This window comes from Chryseobacterium geocarposphaerae (assembly GCF_002797535.1).
Lineage (GTDB): Bacteria > Bacteroidota > Bacteroidia > Flavobacteriales > Weeksellaceae > Chryseobacterium > Chryseobacterium geocarposphaerae.
Genome location: NZ_PGFD01000002.1, coordinates 891,798 through 910,877 on the forward strand (window position 1 = coordinate 891,798; position 19,080 = coordinate 910,877).

General features: G+C 35.1%; 16 protein-coding genes. 3 read left to right on the plus strand and 13 right to left on the minus strand.

Features of this window, described 5'->3' with window-relative positions; genetic code table 11:
- Positions 1 to 17: 17 nt before the first annotated feature.
- The 13 genes from CLV73_RS15790 to CLV73_RS15850 all read right to left on the minus strand — a co-directional run bounded on the left by CLV73_RS15790 (position 18) and on the right by CLV73_RS15850 (position 12,997).
- A complete protein-coding gene (locus CLV73_RS15790) occupies positions 18 to 557 on the minus strand; it encodes a 3-oxoacyl-ACP synthase (RefSeq protein ID WP_100377896.1) in 540 nt (179 codons plus the stop codon).
- A 9-nt stretch (positions 558 to 566) separates the two neighbouring features.
- Complete coding sequence (locus tag CLV73_RS15795; protein WP_100377814.1) at positions 567 to 1,736, minus strand: beta-ketoacyl synthase N-terminal-like domain-containing protein; 1,170 nt, start codon at positions 1,734 to 1,736, stop codon at positions 567 to 569.
- The gene (locus CLV73_RS15800; RefSeq protein WP_100377815.1) at positions 1,733 to 2,158 is read right to left on the minus strand and encodes an acyl-CoA thioesterase; all 426 of its coding nucleotides are present in this window, start codon (positions 2,156 to 2,158) and stop codon (positions 1,733 to 1,735) included. The genes CLV73_RS15795 and CLV73_RS15800 overlap by 4 nt, the downstream gene beginning before the upstream one ends.
- Before the next feature lie 173 nt (positions 2,159 to 2,331).
- Positions 2,332 to 2,712, minus strand: a complete 381-nt coding sequence (locus tag CLV73_RS15805; protein ID WP_100377816.1) for a GxxExxY protein — start codon at positions 2,710 to 2,712, stop codon at positions 2,332 to 2,334.
- Positions 2,713 to 2,828: 116 nt separating this feature from the next.
- Positions 2,829 to 4,097, minus strand: a complete 1,269-nt coding sequence (locus CLV73_RS15810) for an ABC transporter permease (RefSeq protein ID WP_100377817.1) — start codon at positions 4,095 to 4,097, stop codon at positions 2,829 to 2,831.
- Complete coding sequence (locus CLV73_RS15815) at positions 4,084 to 4,839, minus strand: ABC transporter ATP-binding protein (protein ID WP_100377818.1); 756 nt, start codon at positions 4,837 to 4,839, stop codon at positions 4,084 to 4,086. Before CLV73_RS15815 ends, CLV73_RS15810 begins: the two co-directional genes overlap by 14 nt.
- On the minus strand, positions 4,840 to 5,835 hold the full coding sequence (locus tag CLV73_RS15820; RefSeq protein ID WP_100377819.1) for a BtrH N-terminal domain-containing protein: 996 nt from the start codon (positions 5,833 to 5,835) through the stop codon (positions 4,840 to 4,842).
- A gap of 56 nt (positions 5,836 to 5,891) precedes the next feature.
- Positions 5,892 to 6,296, minus strand: coding sequence for a hypothetical protein (locus CLV73_RS15825; RefSeq protein WP_100377820.1), 405 nt, complete (start codon positions 6,294 to 6,296; stop codon positions 5,892 to 5,894).
- 4 nt (positions 6,297 to 6,300) lie between these two features.
- Positions 6,301 to 6,744, minus strand: a complete 444-nt coding sequence (locus tag CLV73_RS15830) for an ABC transporter permease (RefSeq protein WP_100377821.1) — start codon at positions 6,742 to 6,744, stop codon at positions 6,301 to 6,303.
- A gap of 69 nt (positions 6,745 to 6,813) precedes the next feature.
- Entirely contained in the window at positions 6,814 to 7,245 is a 432-nt protein-coding gene (locus CLV73_RS15835; protein WP_100377822.1) for a hypothetical protein, read from the minus strand.
- Entirely contained in the window at positions 7,245 to 8,384 is a 1,140-nt protein-coding gene (locus CLV73_RS15840) for a beta-ketoacyl-ACP synthase III (protein ID WP_100377823.1), read from the minus strand. Before CLV73_RS15840 ends, CLV73_RS15835 begins: the two co-directional genes overlap by 1 nt.
- A 1-nt stretch (position 8,385) precedes the next feature.
- Entirely contained in the window at positions 8,386 to 9,300 is a 915-nt protein-coding gene (locus CLV73_RS15845; RefSeq protein ID WP_100377824.1) for a hypothetical protein, read from the minus strand.
- Positions 9,301 to 9,343: 43 nt separating this feature from the next.
- Positions 9,344 to 12,997, minus strand: coding sequence for an MMPL family transporter (locus CLV73_RS15850; RefSeq protein ID WP_100377825.1), 3,654 nt, complete (start codon positions 12,995 to 12,997; stop codon positions 9,344 to 9,346).
- A 188-nt stretch (positions 12,998 to 13,185) separates the two neighbouring features.
- Between CLV73_RS15850 and CLV73_RS15855 the strand changes: the two genes are divergently transcribed.
- From CLV73_RS15855 to CLV73_RS15865, 3 genes are all read left to right on the plus strand, one after another.
- Positions 13,186 to 14,178, plus strand: coding sequence for a hypothetical protein (locus CLV73_RS15855; protein ID WP_100377826.1), 993 nt, complete (start codon positions 13,186 to 13,188; stop codon positions 14,176 to 14,178).
- Entirely contained in the window at positions 14,175 to 15,314 is a 1,140-nt protein-coding gene (locus CLV73_RS15860) for an EpsG family protein (protein WP_100377827.1), read from the plus strand. The genes CLV73_RS15855 and CLV73_RS15860 overlap by 4 nt, the downstream gene beginning before the upstream one ends.
- A gap of 365 nt (positions 15,315 to 15,679) precedes the next feature.
- Positions 15,680 to 19,006 carry a T9SS type A sorting domain-containing protein gene (locus tag CLV73_RS15865; protein WP_157798811.1) on the plus strand — a complete coding sequence of 1,109 codons (3,327 nt, stop codon included), beginning with the start codon at positions 15,680 to 15,682 and terminating at the stop codon, positions 19,004 to 19,006.
- Positions 19,007 to 19,080 lie beyond the last annotated feature (74 nt).

Here is a 19,080-nt window from a genome sequence, read left to right on the forward strand (position 1 = left end):
TTTTCAAATTCTCAAATTTATAATGTCAGCAAATATACGAAAGCATTATAACTTTCTTGATAGAGTTCTACCCAGCCACACAATACTTTATCAGCCTTGCCTGACTGTAAAATCTGTTCTGAGTAATCGTTTAAAAATTGTTCATCAAATTCATCCAAAACAAAAAAAGCATTCTCTGTCTGCATTTTATGTTTAATACTGATTTCCCCAACGCAAATATTAGGTAACGTATACACAAAAACGGCAGGGCTCGGGAAATAATTTTCCTGAGAATTGATGCTTTCCTGATATTTAAAATCGGTATCTAAACTTGATGATTTGTTAGCAAAAACCAAAGCTGTCCTGCTGTGTTCTTCATTTTTTAAAATCATTTCAGAAGCTAAAAAAGCGAGTTTACTCAAATTATCCATTTTATGAAATTTCGGATAATTCAATTCTAAACTTTTGTAAGCTTCTTTTACAAAATCTGAAAAATTTTCAGTTTTAGTTTCAAAGATAATTTCGTTGTTGAGAATTATTTTTGAATTTTCTACGGTGCAGATGTCTGTTTTCTTCATCGTTTCCATTTAGCATTTTTCTAAAACAATTGCAGCATTACAACCACCAAAACCTGAGGCCGTTTTCAAAATATATTTAATTTCCGCAGGTTGGTTTTCTTTAATAATATTCAAAGGTTGGGAAGTCCCCGTTTCTTCGAAATTTTTAGATGGTATTAAAGTATTGTTCAAGGCAGATTCCATTGAAATGATGCTTTCCAATAACCCGGAAGCTCCTAAACAGTGTCCGTAATAGCCTTTCATACTATTTAATGGAACATTCTGCAAGTTCATTCTATTGAAAGCGATGGCTTCCATTTCGTCGTTATATATTGTTGCTGTTCCGTGTGCAGAAATAAAATCAATTTTTTCTGTCGGGATATTGGCTTCTGTCATTGCATTTTTAATGCTTGCAAACAATCCTTCACCGGTTCTTGATGGTCCCGAAATATGGTTCGCATCGTTAATTGCTGAATCTCCTAAAACTTTAAAACTAAATTTTTCGTTTGAGATTGCTTCGTCACTTCGTTCCTCGCATTGACTAGTAATATAAACCGCTGCAGTTGCTTCACCGATGTTAATTCCGTCACGATTTTTGTCGTAGGGTTTACAAATTTCTGTTCCGATCGCCTGAAAAGAATTGAAACCAGAAATCACAAATTCCGAAATTTCATCTCCGGCAATGACAAAAGCATCTTTATATTTTCCTGCCTGGATCATATTTTTCGCAACAGCAATCGCCATAACTCCTGAAACACAGGCATTAGAAACCACAATCGGTTTTGTTTTAAATCCGAAAAAGTCAGCAATTTTTTGAGCCAAGTTTGAAAGGAAAACGCCTTCCGGTAAAGTTTCCTGATTTTTTAATAAGCTGATATTTCCTTTTGTAGTTGATAAAATAAAAACCGTTTCTTCTGAAATCTGATGTTTTTCAACCAAAGGTTTTAAACTTAATAAAAACATTTTTTCAAGTCGTGTGAATTCCAAATTGTCATTTTGAGCTCTGTCGAAGAATTCATTAAACTCTTCATTCAATTTTTCCGAATCAATCATAGAAGCATAAAAAGGCTCCTGATTTTCTATGATCTTATGTAAAGCTACTCCAGATTTTCCTTCCAAAAGAGCATTCCAATTTGAAGAAACATCAAAACCTAAAGGCGTGACGCAGTTGTAATCTGTAATGTAAACTTCCTTCTTCATGATAATCCCATTTTATCTTTCCAGGCCTGAAAAAAATCAGGATTATACAAACATAAATTATTGTCAGAATCTAGGAAAACCTGAATGGTTTCTCCTGAGCAGACCAATTTATTGTCTTCGTTAAAAAGCTCGTATCTGTAAATCAATTTTGCAGAATTTGAATTAACAAAAGTGGTTACAATTTTAAAGGTTTCCCCGTATTTTAAAGGAAGAAAATGTTCACAGGTGCTTTTTACGATCGGTGTAACGTAACCTGCTTTCTGAATATCAAGATACGTCAAACCGTGCTGTCTTCCGAAAGCTTCTCTTCCGTCTTCAAAATACACGATGTAATGTCCATGCCAGACAATTCCCAACGGATCTGTTTCGTTGAATCTTACGCGGACTTCTTCTGTACAAATTAAATTTTCTTTAGACTGCATTTTGTTTTCTTTTTTTTACCACAAAGGGCACAAAGGTTTTCACAAGGTTCACGAAATAAATTTTTACATTTTCTTTTTGCGCTCTTTGTTTTAAAACCTTTGTGTTCTTTGTGGTTAATAAACCCCGAAGTTTACAAAGTTATACACAATGTTCACAATGGTTATTCTAAATTTTATATCGTTCCGTTGATTAATCTTTTAACACCATTTTTAAATAAAACTGAGTTAAAATTAATCAATAAACCCAACTTGCAATTGCTTAATTTTAAATACGTTAAAACTTGAGCAATATGAATTTCATTTAATGATTCTACGGATTTTATTTCAACAACAACTTTTCTCTCAACCAATAAATCAATCCTATAGCCAATGTTAAGTTTTATATCATCATAAATTAATGGCATTGGTTTCTGTTTTTCGATTAGCAATCCGGATTTCTGTAACTCATAGTACAGACATTCTTCGTATGCGCTTTCTAAAAGTCCAGCTCCAAGTTGGCGATGAACTTTTAATCCGGAATCAAATATAACTTTTGAAATCTCATTTTCATTCATCTCATTTTGTGTTTTATAATTATTTTTACCACAAAGGTCACAATAGGTTCCACAAGGGACACAAAATAAATGCTTGAGCTCTTTGTGAAAAATCTTAGTGACCTTTGTGGTTAAATTTAAACTGCATTTTGTTTTCTTTCGTAAAATAATGAAATAGCGACCATGGCTACATAAAATAAAAATAAGAAAGTGATTTCTTTAGCAATTCCGCCGATTCCGCTGTTTCTTAAAATGATATCGTAATACGCATTCAAGCCCCAGTTCATAGGAGAGAATTTGGCGATCGTCTGCATAAATTCAGGCATTAAAAATACCGGAACCCAAATTCCTCCGACAGCCGCCAAAACGACAACCGAAGTTGCCCCAAAAGGCGCAGACTGTTCCTGTGTATCGGCAACAGTTCCCAATAAAACACCAAAACCAATGGCTGCCAAACCTGAAAATAAGGTCACAACAATAAGTTGCAACATTTTTCCTGTCACGTCAAACTGTGGTAAATCCATATAAGGAAAAAGGTAAATTCCTACCGCCACCATCAGTAAAAACTGAATAACACAAATGATAAGATACGTAAACGTTTTTCCTAAAATATGGATAAAGTAAGGAGTCGGACTGATTCTCGCTCTCACGCTCGTTCCCTGGCTTTTTTCTTTCACTAAATTAATAGACAATGGTACAACAATAAAGAAAATCGCAAACAAAGCCCAAGCCGGGACGTTGTGCTGAACGGAATTCGGCATGACATCCATGTTGCCTTTTTTCGGGGTGATTTCTTTAAAGCTGATCAAATTTTTATTTTCTTCCAGGTTTTCCGTCGTCCCCAGCTGATCCTGGAAAGCTTTGTAAATCTTTTTATTTTCGATCTCAAAAACCATTTTGTTTACGGCATTCATGACATTGTTTTTGAAGCCGATATTCGTAGCCGGATCAAAATACAGATGAATATCTTTCGCTTTTGAAACCGTTTTCTTCACGGCGGAAGAATCCGTTTCCAGACCGAATGAACTCACGATGGTCTGAACTTTAGAATCAATATTTGAATTGATATCTTTCGTTAAATTCTTAGGAATAACAATCGCCATTTGATAATCGCCACCAAAAACAGCATTCTGAGCGGATTGTTCCGTAAAATTGGTTAGTAACTCAAATGTTTTGCTGCTTTCGAGCTCCTGTTTTATATTTTTTGAAACTTCTGACTTGTCATTATCAATAAAAATAATCGGGATTTTTGAACCTTCCAGATTTTTAAACGTAGAATCCTGAATCAAAGTAATCGTGATAATCAACAGTAAAGGCATGACGAAAATAATGACGATTCCTCCAATATCTCTTTTCAGCAAAAGGATTTCCTTAACGAAACTTCTCCACAGTTTATACAACAACATCCCTTAATTCTTTTCCGGTTAATGAAATGAAAACATCTTCTAAGTTTTCGGCATTTGTTACTCTGTTCACCAATTCTTCAGGGGTTCCTACCGCATGAATTTTTCCGTGATCGATGATGGCAATTTTCGTACAGAATTCCTCCGCTTCTGAAAGGTGATGCGAGGTATAAATGATACAGGTTCCTTTTTTATTCAGATCCAAAAGGTGGTCGATGATGGCTTTTTTTGACTGAACATCAACGCCAACGGTTGGTTCGTCCAGAAAAAGAACCTTCGGATTGTGAAGTGTTCCCGCAATCAGATTGCAGCGACGCTTCATTCCGCCTGAAAACTGTTCTACTTTTTTATCGTCGAATTTTGACAAACCCATGATTTCCAAAGATTCATCAATAGCATTTCTTAATTTTTTGTGACTTAAGCCATACAGACTTCCAAAAAACATTAAGTTTTCTTTAGCGGTCAAAGTTGGATACAAAGCATATTCCTGAGGAACGATTCCAATGATCTGTCTTAATTTAAAACCATCTTTTTGAGGAGTTAATCCATTGATTTTAAAGCTTCCTGATGTTGGTTTTATTAAACCTGAAAGCATGGAAATCAATGTTGTTTTTCCCGCTCCGTTGGGCCCGAGAATTCCGTAGATTTCGTCTTTATCAATATTCAACGAAATATCATTTACAGAAAACTCTTCTGCATTTTTATATTTTTTATATAAATTTTTAATCTCAATAAAATTCTCCATTTAGATCGCTTTTCTCAGTTTTTTATAGAAAGCTTCTTCCAGATCTGCAATATGAAGCATCGTTTTTGATAGCTGGTTGTAAATATCGCTTTTCGAGTTTCTGTTTTTGTAAACTCGTGCAATATCCACCGCGAAATCTCTCCAAAGATCACCAATTGCTGTAATTTCTTTAGAAAGCTCTCTCAATTTATCATTTTTAAGGATCACCGCAGCTTCCTGTAAGAAAGCTCCGTAAATAAATCTGAAACCACCTCCTCCGGTTCCGATTTCTTCCTGCATTCTGATCAGTTGTCCCAAATAATGATTGGTTGTTTTTGTTCCTTTTTTTGCCGCCCATTTCGGGATGCTTTTGGCCACCCATCGCATCGCTTTTACTCCAATGATCGGAACGGGAGCCAACATATTTTTACAGGTATCTTTAATCCCTTTTTTGATCGCTTCTTCCAGATTTACATTTTCGGGAATGTAAGTAGGGTAGTACATATGACCTTTCGGCGGAAGAGCGCCTTTTGCATATCTTACTTTCTCCAGTTCGGCTTCGGTAAGCGTAGTGGTGTAATCCATCACAGGATCACTGATCAGGAATTTTCCGTCTTCTTTTCCGTAAACAACAAGGTTATGGGCATTGAAGTGGAATTTATATTCTTCAGGAAAATAGGTGAGGTTGAAAACGCCAACCTGAAGTCCTGTCGGGATATTATTTTCTAAATTTTTTTCCAGCGCTTTTTGGGCTTCTGCCGGATTTGAGAATTTGATTCTTTTAATTTTTATTCCCAGTCTTTTTGCCGCTTTGCTGAAAATCGCACCTGGCATCGGGCGATAACTGAAACCGGGAGCGAAATTCACTTTTAAAAAAGGAAGATACACAAAGAACAATCCGGAACCGATTCCGAAGATCATGGGTTCGCTGAGTTTTAACCCTTTGTTTAATAGTAAATTAGAGGCGACACCGTTTTCGCAATGTGCGGTCTGATGGTGTTCAAAATTAAGTTTCATTTTTTCTTATCTCTTTTTATCGCGGATAACTTTGCTAAACCTATGAGGTTTGTATTTTATTTTCCGTCGAAGTTTTTTAGTTCATCTACTGAAATTCCGAAAGCATCGGCATATTTTTTCAGTACGGATTCACTTAGTGTTTTAAAAATTTTTGGTTTTGCATGTCTTTTTACCCGCCATTGCCACATTCCAACATAGGCTGCCAAAACCTGTAAATCCATCTTATTCAGCTCCATGAAATAAATAATTGGACTTACTTTATTATTGGCAACGTTTTGTTTTGCTTCTTCAATACGCTCATGAATCAGCTCCATCGATTCTTCCAGTGCTGCTTTTTTGGCGTCCCAGCCAATGCTGTTGGCGGTGGTGTAATTGTCATTTTCATCCGTCACATATAACACTTCGGTCATGTTGGCTGACTTCAGATTGCTTTCGTCTTGAGGAAGGTCTTGTTTTTTCATTGGTTTAGTGTTTTACTTCTTGAATAAACAAATTAATTTCAGCCCGTATCAACAATTCATCATTGTTAAATGTCTCACAGAAGATATGGCATATATTTTCAAACTGAGAAATCAAAGAGGCTTTTGAAATGATCTTATCACCCACTTTCGGTAAGGCAAAGACTTCAATTTTCTTAATATTGGTAATGAAACCGATTACCTTTGTGTCTGCATCAGGATTTTCGAAGAAGCTTTGTCCGAGAATGGATGAACAGGTCTGTGCTAGATTTTCGATCAAACCAGCCTCAACGAATTCATTGTTGTGAACAAAAACATTGTCTTCTTTTATTTCAAAGGAAGTGATCACTTTTTCCTGGGTTAATTCCAAAATATAATCCGCCATTAGCATCGGTTCGCGATGCGGCAAAAAGTTGTGGATATTGATGATATTTTCTTCCTTGATTTCCATTCAATTATATATTATTTTGAATTAAATTTTAACGCAAAGTTCGCAAGTTTTTAATTCAAATATTTAATATTACATTATAACAGTTTTCATTTGGGATTTGGCAATTATTTCACCATTAAGTTTTGTAATAATATCTACCAATGTTACGCCCATCATTTCATTAAGAATGGTGACTTCAGATTTCAACTGATCACCGATTTTTGGCAATACATCTGTTTCAAAAGATTTGATAGCACCAATATAACCTGTAGGAGCTTCTTTCCCTAACAGATAAAATTTGTAGCCGGTGTGTAAAGCCACACTCTGCGCCTGATGTTCCACCAAACCCGAAGCCTGAAAAATTCCGTCCTGAACAAAAATATTTCCCTCTTTTATTTCAAATCCTGAAATCAGATGATTTTCAGAGTATTCTGTAATGCTGTTTACCATTACAAAAGGAAACCGTTGCGGAATTAAGCTTTCTACAAAGTTTTGGTCAGATGTTGGTAATTTGTTTTCCATTAGCAAACCGTTAACAAAGCACATGAATATGCGAATCTCCCACTCTCAGGAACACAAAGAAGCACTTTTTCTCCTTTTTTCAGCTTTCCTGAATTCATTAATTCTTCCACAGCGATGAAGATTGATCCAGCTCCGATATTTCCAACTTCAGAAAGATTGTAGAACCATTTTTCCCAAGGGAAATCTAAACCTACATTGGCAAATTCTTCTTTTAGTCCTTCTTTAAAATATCCAGAGGAAATATGCGCCAAAACATGGTCTACAGTTTCAGGATCTAAATTATGCTTATCAAAAGATGATCTTAAACTTTCAGCACCTTTTACCAGAATATATTTATCTAAAATTTTTGTGTCCTGCTTTAATGCAAAAATCGACTGCTTCAACCATTCGTCTGATGGGTAATCTGCCCAGGATTTCAGGCTTCCGTCTTCCTGCTTTTCGCAACCAGCGTACATACAAGCTTCGATCTCGTGAGCGTAAGAATAGAAATCGATCCATTCTACTTTTAAATTCGTTGCGTTTTCTCTTGGTTTATTTTCCAGCAAGAAAGCTCCTGCTCCGTCGGAAAGCATCCATCTCAGGAATTCTCTTTTGAAAGCAATGATGGGTCTTTCTTCCAGTAAGATTAAATTTTCTGCTTCATGGTTGAATTTATCTGCCGTCATCCAGGCCGACATTCTTTCAGAACCTGCACAAACAGCTTTTTCCTGAACTCCTGCTTTCACGGAAAGGAATCCGTAGTTCAGAGCATTCATCCCAGAGTTGCAAAGTCCTGTTGCGGTATTAATTTCAATAGATCTTCCGATGTTGAGCTCACCATGAACCATTGAAGCGTGGGAAGGCTGAATCTGATCGGGTGATGTTGTTCCGACAGACAATAATTTCATGTCTTCCTTTTTGAAATTTTCATCAAAAAGTCCCTCAATCGCTTTTGCTGTGATCTGAGCATTCGTATGAGTAGGGTTTCCTTCTTTGTCTAAAGCATAATATCTTGTCGTAATTTTATTATTTCTTAAAATAAGTGCTTTTGCTTTAGATTTTGCGCCATTTATATAACCAAGATACGTTTCCATTTCGTCATTAGAAACCGGCTCATTGGGTAAGTATTTTGATGCTTTTGTTATAAATACGTCGTACATTCTATTTTAAATTAATTCCTTGTAAATATTCTCTTTGTTTTTTTCTTTTCAACCAAAAAATTGGTGTTGTCAACAGGTGTAAAACCAATACGATAGGTGAAATGATCCATATCGCAGCCATCAAATATACCTTAAAGAATTTGATAAGCAATGGTCGTTTTTCTTTTTTCTTGATAATCAGGTTGGACCAGATGGTGAAGATTTTGTTTCCTACTTTTTCCACTCTTACTAAAAATGCACGGATCTCTATTGCTCCGTTTTTTACCAAATCGGGCTGTAAACCTTCAAAATCATTATTCTTAAAGTGGGATTCAATAATCTTTCCATATTTCACAGCGCCATTAATCTCTTCATCCGAAACTCCAGCTGCGGGAAGTAATCCTGATTTTTCTTTTTGTCCGCCAATCATCCAACGAATCACCGTCAGAACACTTGTATAGTTGTCATGTCTGTCTACTAAAGCAATGTTTCCTATTAGTTTAGCTTGCAGGTCTTTTAAATACACTTTCAGTTTTTCCTGAGAGAGCATCCACATATTTCTTGTTCCGGAAACGGTAACAACAGGGGTGTCTTTCAGGATTTTTTCTGCATAGCCGCTTTTTAAAAATGAAATAATGGGGATGGAAGGAGTTAAATACCAAACCTGATATCCGAAAATAATAAGGTCGTATTTTGTATTCAATACCTCATCAGGTGGAGGAAGGATTTCACTTGGGATCTGTAAATATGACTCAGGAAATGTATTAAAGAATATGTCATTCGGCCACGGAAAAGGAAAGTCCTTTTTCATTTTAATATTATAATACGTAACATGATACTCGTCTTTTTTGTCTTCGAAAGGACGGGCTATGTTCTTTACAATATCTTCGAGCTGACCTGTCTGAGTATAATATAGTACAAGAATATTCTTCTTCATGTGTTTTGTTATTATTTACAAAAATATGTTTTTCAGTGGTATATTATGTATGTCTATATATTTTTATTGATGCTGAACCGAATTCCAAGGTATAATTTTCATGTTCTAAAGAAAAATTTTCTTCGCAAATAAATATAATTTTCTTAGGAAGTTCTTTTAAATGCCCAAGATCAAAAGAATCAGCAGAGATCAGAACCGTATCAATTTCTTTGTTAATTTCTGAGAAATTGTTGATGTACTTGATTTTTCTCTGCTTTACTATATAGCTATGTCTTGCAACTTCGCGTTTTTCCGGATCAACAATAAAACCGAATATCCTTCTGCTTGCCTGTTGGAGTGTCAGTAAAATATCTTTTTGACCGTAATCATTGGCAATGTGCAGAATATTTCCGTCTTTTGGAAGGTGTTTGTTCAGTTCAAAGTATACCGATTTGTTTTTATTAAAATCGTCCTTTATTTCTTTTACAACTTCAGTATCCTTATATAAAAAGCTTAGAAATAGTTTCTTTTTAAAATAGTTTTCATCTTCCAGTTCATTTCTGAGTTTTGAAAACTCCTCTCTGAAATAAGCATTTATCTTTTTTGTCCTTTCCGAATATGTTTTTCCGAAATTAAGGTCATCTTTATGAATTCGCTCACCGATTTTTACGGTAATAGCTCCGTCGTAGATAATGAAATCTCCTTTTGGTAATACCTCGGAATTTCCATGAATGTAGACAGGAACAACATCTAACCCAAATTCTTCTGCAATATAAAATGCTCCTTTATGAAATCTTTTTACATCATTGGTGTAAGAACGCTCTGCTTCCGGGAATACAACTAAAGAATAGCCGTGTGCTACTTTTTCTTTCAGCTGGTTCATACCGTTTTCGATGCCTTGAGAAACAGGATAGAATCCGAGAGCTCTTACCATCCTTCCAAAAATTGGAGAGTTATACACCCAGTCATTGACTAAGTAAATAATTTTATGGTTAGCCATTGCCAAAGCAAGGGTGTCAAGAAAAGAGGTGTGATTGGCTATGATGACGGCGGGTTTGCTGAAATCTTCATTTGGGTTTCTGATCAGTCTCTTTTTTACAAACGGATTCGTATGTAAAACGGAAACTAAAAATTTAGCCATGATCAATTTGATGAGCTCTAACGTTTTTCCTTTAGAATTTTTTGCAAAAATGCTTCCGAATGCAGAGAAAATTAGTCCCCCCAATCCGTAATATAAAAAGGAGAGAACAGAATTGACGAATAATCTGAAAGTAATCGGTGAAAGTCCTTTTTTGGCTCTGTTTGTAATCAATAACCTAAACCAGAACGGATATAATGTTGAGGTAATAATAATTACAGAAAACATCCCAATTAATGCTACCAAAGCTAAAGAGTGTAATGCAGGATGTTTGGCAAAAATCAAAGAACCGATAGAAAGTACTGTGGTGAAAACGGCTAAGATAATAGAAGTTCTGTACGTCGGAAGTTCATTTTTCCCGGTGGTATGCTCTTTCTGCATGGCCTGAGTAAGGAAAATGCTGAAATCATCTCCTACTCCGAAAACCAGAGTACAAACAACGGTACTGAAAATATTAAGTTCTAATCCTAAAAAGTAAAGAATTCCTGCGGTGACAACTCCTGTCAAAACAATGGGAAACATTGTGAGGAGTGTCAATTCAAAATTTCGGAAGAAAACAATGATGGTTAAAATGATGGCTAACAAAGAATAATTGATCAGGGTATTAAAATCTCTTTTCAATAACCCTAAAAAGTTTTCATTCATCTGTTGGCGGTCGATTGCTAACGCATCATGATTTTTTTCAACATCTTTGATGAAAGCATCTCTTTTTTTATCATCTACCTTTACAACATTTGAAACGGTGTAAAAGCCGTTTTCGTTACTTAAAAACTCAGAAATCTGTAGAGCTTTTACTTTTTCGTAGTCTTTTAAGGTTAGAGGAATATAGTTTTTGTTTAAATTCTCATTGAACTGATCAAATGCCGAACTGTTGAATCCAAATTGATTTCCGTTTTTTATTAATTCGGAAATCGTCTGGTTTTTCTTTTGAGTATTCCAGAACCTTTTCCACTCCTCAATCTTTCGTTGCTGATCTTTTTCCGATAAAACAACATTTCCCAGTGAATTATAGCTTAAAATTTTTCCCTCTTTCTTTTCTTTTTCTAAAAATTGACTCAGTTGAGAGTTTCTGGCTAAAGCTTCATTTTCCGAATTTCCGTAAGAAATTGTATAAATGGATTTTGAAGTAATATCTGAAAGTTTCTGAAGTTTTGCTTCACTTATTTTTAAATCTTTCGGAATATAATTTAAGTCTCCGATATCTTCATTAAAGCCAACATGCCTGAAACCGAAAAGACAGATTAAAATAATCGCGGAGCAGCCGATAATCAAAGGTTTGTTTTTTTCATAAGGATAAGAACCTATTTTATCGATGAAATTTGAGTTAACCGCTTTTTCTTTTGTCTTCGGCTTGTATAATTGAGGGACAATGATCAGCGCCGTAATGGATGATAAAATAACTGTGATGGCAGCAAAAAGGCCCAAATCCTTTAAAGCTTCTGAGCGTACAAAAACGAGACACAGAAACGAAACTGCTGTCGTGGCGCTACTTAAAATAATAGGCTGTGTAATTTCTTTGTATAGCTCTTCAATATTGTTATTGTGCTTATAGTGTGTTAAAATATGAAGTGCATAATCGATGGTGATTCCTATCAATATGGCTCCAACACTTAAAGAAATAGCTGAGATTTTATCTTTAATAAAGTATAAAATCAGTAATGCGAGTAAAACAGAGAAAACGGTGGGCAGGAAAACAATGATTGGCGTAAATACATTTCTGAAGTAATAAATCAGCAAAAGTAAAAGTACCGTCATAGAAATAATGACTGTATTCTGAATGTCTTTTTTGATTTGCTGGGCATTGGCAACGGCAATAACCGGTGATCCGAAATAACTGATTTCCGTTTTTCCTTTGAATTGTTTGTTGAGGTTATCTTTTATTTCATTCAGTTGATTAATAAACGCTTCATTATTTTTGGTGTCATTGCTTTTATTTTTCGGATCGATGAAAAGAAGAAGGTTTTTTCCGTCTTTGGTAATGATGTAATTATCTTCAAGCTTAAAATCTTTACTGATATTAAGGGCGTTCAGTTTTTTGATCCCTAAAAAAGTAATCCCTAGCGGATCTTTTTTAATGAAGTCTTTGGTGACAAGGCTTGTTGGGGAAACAAGAGAAATATAATTGTTTTCAACCTGTTTTGCTATACTGTCTTTTTGAAGCTTTCTTTCAATTTCTTTATAATCGTTTTCGTTTAAGAATAAGGGAAGGTTCTGATTCACAAAATCAAAGGTTTCCGAAATCTCATTGTCGTTCACTTTTCCCTGGACCGAACCAATGTATTTTTGCAAAGGCTCAATTTTAGTTAAAAAAGAATCGGCAGTCTCCGAAAGCTGAAATTGATCTTCTTTGGACTTATTTTCAATAATGACAATGATTTTATCTGAAAAATTAAGTTGTTGAAGAACTTTTGCAGTAAGATCTGATTTTTCATTTTTAGGAATTATCTGGTTGATATCTTCTTCAAAATTGATTTTTGAAGCGAAAAAAACGCATAAAGCAGCTATTCCTGCTGCAACAACTACAGAAAGAATCTTATTTTTTGATATGAGATAATATAAAAATATGAAGAAACGATGCATTACATTATAAAATCAAGTTTGCAAATTTAAATTTTTAAGAGGGAGTTCAAAATTTTTATAAAGAAAGTTTGATTTGAAAATCAATAAAATATTTATAGCCCGAATGAAAAAAACTTATACTTTTGCAAATAATGTCTTTGCAGAGAGACTTTGAAACAAAATCATTCTAATTCGAGGAACTGTTTTGTATGCATAAACTGTTTGATGAAAAAATAAATGACTTTTTATTTGTCATAATTTTCCCGTTCCTTCTTTTATTCATGGCATATTATGGCTTTGAATCTTCTTATGTGAATATGAAGATGTGGGAGAAAGCGCCGGATTTTATGTTCTCTTCAGTGTATGCTTATCGTGTTATCCCTAATTACTTAAGTATTCATGCGTCCGAAATTTTTACTGAATTGGTAAACGGATTTCCGGGGCTGAAATTTTTTCTTCTCAAACATGGAAGCTTGTTTTATCATAGCGTTTTTGTTGTAAACAGCTTATTTTTTGTTTTGTCCTCTGTGCTTTTATCTTTTATTTTTAAATTTAATCCTTCTGTTTTTTTTCAGGATATCAGAATAAAAAGGATTGCACATTTGCTGGCTGTTTTTTTTATTGTAATCACGCAGTATGTGCCGACAAATTGTGATATCATAGCGATTTTCTTTTATCTTCTCGGAATTTTATTGAGTTTAAAATACTTTAAACACAAAAAGGGCATTGATTTTTTATTACTGCTTGCCTTGATTTTTGTCTCAACCTTTGTAAGGGAAACGGCTTGTCTGAATATTGCTTTCTTTGCAGCTCTTTTTGTGAATATGAATAAGCTGGATTTTACCTGTCTAAAAGAAATTGCTTTTCTTGTTATTGCTTTTTTGCTGCCTTACTTTGGGTTAAAATTTTTTATTTCCCAGCATGTTTCCTTTGCGGAAGGTGTTTATTTGGTTAAAAATTTTACAAGTCCTTTTAACTTGGCAGGTTTATGTTTTGGGATTTTGGGTTTGTATTTCGTGCTTCAGCTTTGTACTTTGGACCAACAAATTATATTAAAAAAATATCTTCTTTTTTCCTCTCCTTATATCGTAATGATTGCTTTTGTAGGGCTTTTCTGGGAAACGAGACTTTTTATACCTTTACTCCTGACCGGCTTTGTAGTAGCTTCTCATGAGTTGAAAAAATATCCTGCCGCTTCATGAGTATCCTGCATCCATATTATCTTATTGCCATTATTTATATGATGATTTTCAGCTTTCAGGAAGTGTTTTCCAAAAGAGTTGATAAAAAGTGGCTTTGGTTTTTGGGAATATATCTTATGATTATAGCCGGACTTAGGGACCAGGTAGGGCCGGATTATGGAAGTTACCGTGGAATTTATATCTATTCGGGCACAAAAGATTATGTAAGCATTTTTATGAAGGCTCTTAATATGGAGGGACCGCAACCTATGGAGCTGGAATGGCTTTTTGTGTTGATCAATAAGATCATGCTGAATGTTTTCAATGCACCTTTTTACATGCTTACGTTTGTAATAGCTATATTCACAATCATTTTTAAAATAGACTACATTGAGGATAATACTTTTTATCCGTTTACTTTTATGTTGTTTATGTTTATCCCTGGCTTTTTTATTGGAGAGAGCGGACAGATCAGGCAGTGTTTGGGGTCTTTCATCGTCTACTTTGCTATCAAGTTTATAAAACAGCGGAAATTATTTTATTACCTTCTGTTTATTTATATAGGAGCCGGAATTCACAATGTTTGCTACGTGTTTCTACCAATGTATTGGCTGGTTCGCGTTCCTTTGAATAAGACCTGGATGCTGATTCTTATAGTTACTTCTATAATTCTTTCTCCTTTTGAGGTCTATCGTGTTTTCGGGGATTTCTTGACGAGTATTGCTTCTCAAAGTGAGCTGGTGGAAGGTTTTAACGGATATATTGATGAAACGGTACAACGACTGAACGGAGGATTTGGAATTCCTGAGGTAATGATGGCTATTCTTACCTTTTTCCTTTTCTTTTTCGATACAAAAATGAAAGAGAAGTTTCCTTACTATGAATATCACCGTAATTATGCGGTTGTAGGCATCTGTTTTTATTTTATTTTTAGAAATAACCCAATTTTCTCTTCTCGTCTTGCGGGTGCATTTATTGGCTTTTCTTATATTATTATTCCAAATGCAATGTATGTTGCTTCTGAAAACACCAAAAAAACAATTTATACTTTCATTATAGCTTTGGTGATGTTCAACTTTATTGTTTTCTCGAGTTTTAAAAATATTGTAAATGGTAGATTTACCATTGAGCAGTATAAAAATCATCTCTTACCATAAATTTCCGCTTTTGGCTTTAAATAGGGCGATACGTAATGTATCGCTTTTTTTATTTTGTTTATTTGGATTAAAATTAATCTTGAATTGCTTGTTTCTGTGTAATATTATTATATTTTTGCATTCGAACATGGATGGTGAATAATTTATTAGTAAACGTATATTTTTATTTTTTGTTTAAATTAAATATGCTAATTTTTAATTATTAATAATTTTTACCATTTATGATTTTGAAACTTGTAAAATTCACTTTATTGAGAATAATAAGTTTGGAAAATATAAAGCTTATTCGGCTGATAGCTTTATTTGCAATATTTTTGATTCCTATTCCGGGGTTTTCCTCTATAAAAAATGACTCTTTAAAATTGATGATTTCAAAAGAGTATGAGCATGGAGCAGGAATTTCAGTAAAACAAAAAAATCAATATTCTAAGACTTTATTGAAAGATTGGACAAAAGCACCCAATAGTTATGTTTTTGATCCCAATTCTTCCTATGGAGGTATTTATATCCCAGTGAAAAAGGCGTATGCGATCTGGCAGACGAATTCTTTTTTGGGAACATCCGGAGTACCTTCAGGTAATGTTACGGCAGATGTTTTGTGGGAAGATGTTCACGGTTTGATAAAAGCCAATACAAATTATAGTCTGGAAATAATTGGGGCCGGAGAAGATGCGAAGATCAAAATTCCTATTAATAAGTCGAAAGAAGGTAATGCTGTGATTGCGTTTAGGGTAAATGGAGTTATTTTCTGGTCTTGGCATGTCTGGGTTACGGAAGATCCTAGTAACGGATCAACCTATAAAAGCTTTCCGGGAGTTAAAAGAAAAAGAAATGACGGAACTGTGGAGGTAATTCCGGATTCAGAATGGAAGTGGATGGACCGGAATTTAGGAGCTGTCAGCAATTCTATCACGGGAACGGAATGGAATAGGAATGGAGGATTACTGTATCAGTGGGGAAGAAAAGATCCTATTCCTCCTTTGGTAATGAAAGGCGGGGATTTTTATGAAGTTTCCGGGACGATAGGCAGAATTCGTCACAGGGCAGCCAAAAACTTTGATAATGCAACGAATTTCGATAACCTCCGACAATTTGTTCTGCTTTCAAATGCTACCGTAAACAATAATATCCAGCTTTCTGTAAAAAATCCGTTAAGCTTAATTTATGTAAACAAGGACGATAATTCGGGACCTGCATATTACAATAATAACACAAACCTGATGGTAAACTGGTTTGGGAAATCTTCTACGTTAACTGATAATAAATTGTCTGAACTCAATTTATGGTCAGATAATTCCGAAGGTAAAATCATAACTGATTACAATAATCCTGATAATGCAGCGGTATACAAAGACAAGTCATCTTTTGATCCTTGTCCGAATGGATGGAGAATTCCTTCTATGTTAACCGCGAATTTAGGTTCGGCATCTTATGTAGATGATATTCGTATAGATTTTTCTCCTTTTGGGGTGCAAACCAGTTTAGGAAAAGATGTTTTTGAATCTAACGGATATCATATCATCAAGCCAAGCAATACAAATGTTCCTTCGTTTTTGCAAGGTGTAAAAGTATATCCCAATGTAGGTTTTGATTTTTCTAACGTAGGAGGGATGAATATGGGTGTTTTTCCGGGAACCGGCCAGTTAGCAATAGATTCTCAGGGAGGTCAATATACGGATCAGCATCATATGGGATTGTGGACGGCTACCATGGCGAGACATTTTGATGCTACTCCTGCTGTAGGTGCAAGGTCGATGTTTATGATCTCGGACCAGTATCAGGCTGATGTACCGGATCCTTCCAAGCCTAATATTAAAGGAAGATACTGGTATATGCCCACATCTGCGGTGAAAACATCGGATGCAAATGCTTGCAGATGTATAAAAGATCCATTGTATGTAATCGACGATTATGACTTTCCAACTGAGTATTTCAATGCAACTGTAGAATATGTAGAGGGTTTAAATAATCCTAATACTTATCAGGTCGTAAAATCTGCTACTATGGCTACCGTTGAAATTCCTGTAAGTAAAGCATTTTCTGTACAAAGTCAGTTGTTGGGAAATGAATCAATTTTGAATACAACAAGCTTTAATAATTTAAAAGCCAATGTTCTTTGGACAACCAATACATCTTTGATAAATACCGTCACTGTAACAAATCCGTCTCCGGGATCAATTGCGGGATTAAGCAATTCAAAAATTGTTGTCAATATTAATCCTAACCAGAGCGGTAATGCGGTTGTAACATTACATAACGGAAGTATCACCAATCCGGTGTATTGGTCATGGCATATCTGGGTAACAGATACTGTGCTTAATAGCTATGTTTATACTACGGAACTTCCGGATGCTACAGCAACTAATTATGTAAACTATATTCCTAAAGGGGATATTTTGAAAACGGAATTCATGGACAGAAACCTTGGAGCTACCGATGCTTTTCCTCTGGTTGTTGATCCTTTGACTCCAACAGCAACTGAACTTGCAAAAATTCGGGCATCAACAGGGCTGCAGTATCAATGGGGAAGAAAAGATCCTATTCCATCATTTCAAAATGCTGATAACAGATCAAGTTATAATGTATTTTTAGGAAGTGTTTCAACCAATGGAACTGTTGCTTATACTACGCTTACTCCGGCGGTTTATAATGATCTGGCCGGTAATTATATTGTTCCATATAATACCTATTCAAATGCATCAAATGCAAACGTTTTATCTACCGACAGGCCTTCGCAAAAAATTGCAAAAGTAATTTCTTATGCTGTAGGACATCCTTTAGTGTATATGATCCCGAGTAGCTTTGCTCCTTATAATTCTTCTGTTCCAAATTATACCAACGGTACCGACTGGCTTTCAACAGAGCCTAATCTTGCCGCGGACAGATGGGGAAGGGGTGGTGAAAAATCTCCTTTTGACCCTTGTCCTGCAGGATGGAGAATTCCTGATCTGACAGGGGTTGCCATAGTGAGTAATAAAGATTTTGGGATCTCTCCCTGGTATAAAAAAGATAAGAATGTAGCAACAAGTTATAGTGTGATTAATGATTATTTGGGAACCAGGGTCCGAAACAGTACTTCTACCACGATAGGCTATATGTATAATAATACCAGTTATCAGGTTGGGAACTATTCAAACTCGGGATCTAGAGGTTTTAGAAGTGTAACGGCCAATCAGTCTGCTCAGGGAACATTTAATGTAAATAATTTCCAATATCCTGGAGTCTGGACAGATGCGCTGAATTCCAATTATATCGGAAGAGCAGTGAATATACTTTTTGATGCTGCATCAACTGCAAACCGGATGATTGCTTTTCATGATAATAATGATTCTTATTTTGGAATGAACTGTAGATGTGTGAAAATGAAATTTGATCAGAACGGTGAGGAGTTAGGAGTGATACCTAAAAATCAGGTCTCTGCAGGATTAGGCAGTTCTCCGGGTTTGGCAACGACTAATGTGGAAAAGAAAGAGGATGAGCTTGTTTTGTATCCCACCCCTGTTCATAATACTTTATTTATAAAAGGAGGTACAGACAAACTGTATCAGTTTCAGGTATATAATGCTGCCGGACAGCTTGTTTTGGCGGGGCAGTTTAAAAATAATCAGGCGGATCTGTCAGGGCTTTCTCTTGGGGTGTATTTGGTGAAAATTAATAATGGGGAAATGATAACAAAGATTATTAAAAGATAGTTTAGCATCTTAATATATTTAGGAGAAACATATAGTATAAAATATTTTTAAATTCATACTTTTGATTGAAAGGA

Coding starts and splice junctions, on each gene's coding strand:
- CLV73_RS15790 (WP_100377896.1), bottom strand. CDS start 557: ATGAAGAAAACAGACATCTGCACCGTAGAAAATTCAAAAATAATTCTC.
- CLV73_RS15795 (WP_100377814.1), bottom strand. CDS start 1,736: ATGAAGAAGGAAGTTTACATTACAGATTACAACTGCGTCACGCCTTTA.
- CLV73_RS15800 (WP_100377815.1), bottom strand. CDS start 2,158: ATGCAGTCTAAAGAAAATTTAATTTGTACAGAAGAAGTCCGCGTAAGA.
- CLV73_RS15805 (WP_100377816.1), bottom strand. CDS start 2,712: ATGAATGAAAATGAGATTTCAAAAGTTATATTTGATTCCGGATTAAAA.
- CLV73_RS15810 (WP_100377817.1), bottom strand. CDS start 4,097: ATGTTGTTGTATAAACTGTGGAGAAGTTTCGTTAAGGAAATCCTTTTG.
- CLV73_RS15815 (WP_100377818.1), bottom strand. CDS start 4,839: ATGGAGAATTTTATTGAGATTAAAAATTTATATAAAAAATATAAAAAT.
- CLV73_RS15820 (WP_100377819.1), bottom strand. CDS start 5,835: ATGAAACTTAATTTTGAACACCATCAGACCGCACATTGCGAAAACGGT.
- CLV73_RS15825 (WP_100377820.1), bottom strand. CDS start 6,296: ATGAAAAAACAAGACCTTCCTCAAGACGAAAGCAATCTGAAGTCAGCC.
- CLV73_RS15830 (WP_100377821.1), bottom strand. CDS start 6,744: ATGGAAATCAAGGAAGAAAATATCATCAATATCCACAACTTTTTGCCG.
- CLV73_RS15835 (WP_100377822.1), bottom strand. CDS start 7,245: ATGGAAAACAAATTACCAACATCTGACCAAAACTTTGTAGAAAGCTTA.
- CLV73_RS15840 (WP_100377823.1), bottom strand. CDS start 8,384: ATGTACGACGTATTTATAACAAAAGCATCAAAATACTTACCCAATGAG.
- CLV73_RS15845 (WP_100377824.1), bottom strand. CDS start 9,300: ATGAAGAAGAATATTCTTGTACTATATTATACTCAGACAGGTCAGCTC.
- CLV73_RS15850 (WP_100377825.1), bottom strand. CDS start 12,997: ATGCATCGTTTCTTCATATTTTTATATTATCTCATATCAAAAAATAAG.
- CLV73_RS15855 (WP_100377826.1), top strand. CDS start 13,186: ATGCATAAACTGTTTGATGAAAAAATAAATGACTTTTTATTTGTCATA.
- CLV73_RS15860 (WP_100377827.1), top strand. CDS start 14,175: ATGAGTATCCTGCATCCATATTATCTTATTGCCATTATTTATATGATG.
- CLV73_RS15865 (WP_157798811.1), top strand. CDS start 15,680: ATGATTTCAAAAGAGTATGAGCATGGAGCAGGAATTTCAGTAAAACAA.